At 62.9% G+C, this 2790-nt stretch carries 3 protein-coding genes and 1 pseudogene; 2 read left to right on the top strand and 2 right to left on the bottom strand.

Translation table 11 applies throughout. The annotated features are described in order from the left end of the window. Nucleotides 1-222 (top strand): annotated as a pseudogene (locus tag AC1D1P_RS19955) (ATPase); the annotation flags it as partial. A 32-nt stretch (nucleotides 223-254) separates the two neighbouring features. Here AC1D1P_RS19955 and hslO read toward each other — a convergent pair. Both hslO and AC1D1P_RS19945 read right to left on the bottom strand, forming a co-directional pair. Then, nucleotides 255-1223: an Hsp33 family molecular chaperone HslO gene (gene hslO / locus AC1D1P_RS19950; RefSeq protein WP_477646843.1), complete on the bottom strand. Its 969-nt coding sequence runs from the start codon at nucleotides 1221-1223 to the stop codon at nucleotides 255-257. A 158-nt stretch (nucleotides 1224-1381) separates the two neighbouring features. Continuing rightward, nucleotides 1382-1906, bottom strand: a complete 525-nt coding sequence (locus tag AC1D1P_RS19945) for a gamma carbonic anhydrase family protein (protein ID WP_477674166.1) — start codon at nucleotides 1904-1906, stop codon at nucleotides 1382-1384. A 150-nt stretch (nucleotides 1907-2056) separates the two neighbouring features. Here AC1D1P_RS19945 and AC1D1P_RS19940 point away from each other — a divergent pair. After that, nucleotides 2057-2790 (top strand): ferritin-like domain-containing protein (locus AC1D1P_RS19940; protein WP_477674165.1); only part of this gene is annotated, 734 nt, incomplete at its 3' end.

The raw sequence follows: 2790 nt of genomic DNA, 5'->3' as shown, positions 1-2790 counted from the left end.
ATGTACGGGACCGCGGAGCAGCGCCTTACCCGGGCGCTGGAGGCCGCGCAAAGCCTGCGGCCCCGTGCTCCAGCTTTCACCCGAAGCACGCCCGGTGCAATACCAAGCCCCCAAAAAAGCAAGAAGGCCTGGGTGTGGGTCTGCGAAAAGTGCAGCGATCCTGCTTGTGAGCACCGCCTGCTCAGCGACCTGCTGGCGGAGCGCGCTGCAGCAACCGCTTGAGGCATTGCCCTGCCGCAGCGCGGCCCACGAAACTATTGCACGGTGGACGTGGGTGGCTGCTGGTTGGTCTGGCTGGTGAAAAGCTGCGCCGCATCCACCGGGTCAAACTCATACTGTGCGCCGCAAAATTCGCACCCAACCGCGACCTTGCCGCGTTCGGAAATGATGCTTTCGATTTCGTCTGTCCCCAGGCTGCGCAGCATGTTGCCCACACGGTCGCGCGAACAGCTGCAGGCAAAACTGGGAGTGGCGGGTTCAAACCGGGTAACCTGCTCTTCCCAGAACAGGCGGCGCAGGATCGTGTCGGCATCGAGGGTTAAAAGCTCTTCGCGTTTGAGCGTGCCGGCCAGCATGGCAATGCGTTTGTAGTCTTCATTGACGCCGATCTGGTCTTCATTGGCGTCCCGGTCGATCTGGCCTTCAAGGTTCCCCTGGCCTTTGACCGGCAGCCGCTGGATCAGCAGACCGGTAGCCACCTTGCCGTCGGCTGCAAGAATCAGCTTGGTGTCGAGCTGCTCACTTTGCAGCATGTAATGCTCAAGCACTTCCGCCAGGTTCTCAATCTTCTCGCGCTGGTCGCCAAAAAGCGGCACCACACCCTGGTAGGCCTGCTGCCCCGGCAGCTTGTCCTTGGGGTCCAGCGTGATCGCGCAGCGGCCCTGATTGCTTACGTTGACCAGCTGGCTCAGTGAGCTGCCCGCATCGACCGTACCCGTCACCGTGGCGGTGGCGCGCAAGCTCAGGTCGGGCTGCACTTCGGCCACGGCCAGCTTGACCGGGCCGTCGCCGAAGATTTGAAGAATCAGCGCACCGTTGAACTTGATGTTGCTCTGCATCAGCGCACCTGCGGCGGTCATTTCTCCCAGCAGCTGCATGACCTCGGCCGGGTAGCCGCCGGCCGCCTGTCTGCGTTTGAGGATTTCCTGCCAGGAATCGGTCAGGCGGACCAGCATGCCGCGAACCGGCAGGCCTTCAAAGATGAATTTATGCAACTCAGACATTAAACAGGCCCCCACGGTCGCTCACTTCGTGTAGCTCCCTGCCCCCCGAGGGGGCCGCTGCGCCTGCGGCCCGGCGAAGCCGGTTCCGCGGCCCCTGCTTGAAGGGGAGCCCTGACGTTAACGCTCTGCATGTATTTGGTGGTTTGGTCATTGGGTGTTCAGGCGATTTTCTTGAGTCCGGCCTTGTAGCGCTGGGCATTCTCTACATAGTGCTTCGCGATCATTTTTAAACCCTCGATCTGCTCGGGGGAAAGCTGCCTCACCGCCTTGGCGGGGCTGCCGATGATCAGGGAGCCGTCCGGGAATTCCTTGCCTTCGGTGACCACGGAGCCCGCGCCTACCAGGCAGTTCTTGCCGATCTTCGCGTGATTGAGCACCACCGCCTGGATGCCGATCAGCGAGCCATCGCCGATGGTGCAGCCGTGCAGCATGACCTGGTGGCCGACCGTGACGTCTTCGCCGAGGGTGAGGGGCACGCCCATGTCGGCATGCAGCACGCTGTTGTCCTGGACATTGGTACCCCGGCCTACCGTGATGGTTTCGGTGTCGCCCCGGATCACCACGCCAAACCAGACGCTGCAGTCTTCGCCAAGCCGCACATCGCCAATCACCTGGGCGTTGTCGGCCACCCAGGCAGATGCAGGAACGGTGGGGGTCAGCTTGTCCAATTGGTAAATAGCCATGCGTTCTCACTCGAAATTAAAGCCAAAGGCCACAGGCAGGAAAGAGCGCGGCAGCCATGCACTGATTGTAAGGAGGCATCCCCCTGCCATCCGGCGCAGGCCGCCGGCGACCAATCCAGACATCCCCGAGGTATCAACGACAATGGATTCATGACGGACCTACCGGCCCCTGCAGAACTGCGCCAGCAAGCGCTGCAGGCCCTGCTCGCCACAAATCCGGAACAAAAAGTGCTCCTGACCCAACAGGCACACGCGCAAGCAGCTACTGTTTTGATAGCAACGGAGCTGGTGATTCCCGCGGTGCCTAGCTTGCCCGGGTGCCCGGAACGGCCGGAACTGCGGTCCCACCTCGACGTCCCCAAGCGCTCACCGTTCACTCACGAAGGATTGGCGGCCCTGCTCCATGCCGTCACCCATATTGAGTTCAACGCGATCAACCTCGCCCTGGACGCCATCTGGCGTTTTGCCGGCATGCCGCGGGCCTACTACCTGGACTGGCTGCAGGTGGCGGCCGAAGAAGCCCACCATTTCAGCCTGCTGCGCGCCCATCTCCAGGCCATGGGTTACGACTACGGCGATTTCCCCGCACACACGGGCCTGTGGGACATGACCGCCAAAACCGAAGGCGATGTGCTCGCGCGCATGGCGCTGGTGCCACGCACCCTGGAGGCCCGCGGCCTGGACGCCACCCCGCCCATGCAGGCGAAACTGCGCAAGGTCGGTTCTCCCGAAGCGCTTCGGGCCGTCGACATCCTGGACATCATCCTCGCCGACGAGATCGGCCACGTCGCCATCGGCAACCACTGGTATCGCCACCTGTGCGCCCAGCGGGGGCTGGACCCGGTGGCGACCTATCCGGTGCTAGCCAGGCAGTATGGGGCGCC

The organism is Polaromonas sp. P1_E1_2, assembly GCF_056406035.1.
Note: the sequence above shows the minus strand (reverse complement) of the source record. Positions and strands in the feature narration are given on the sequence as shown.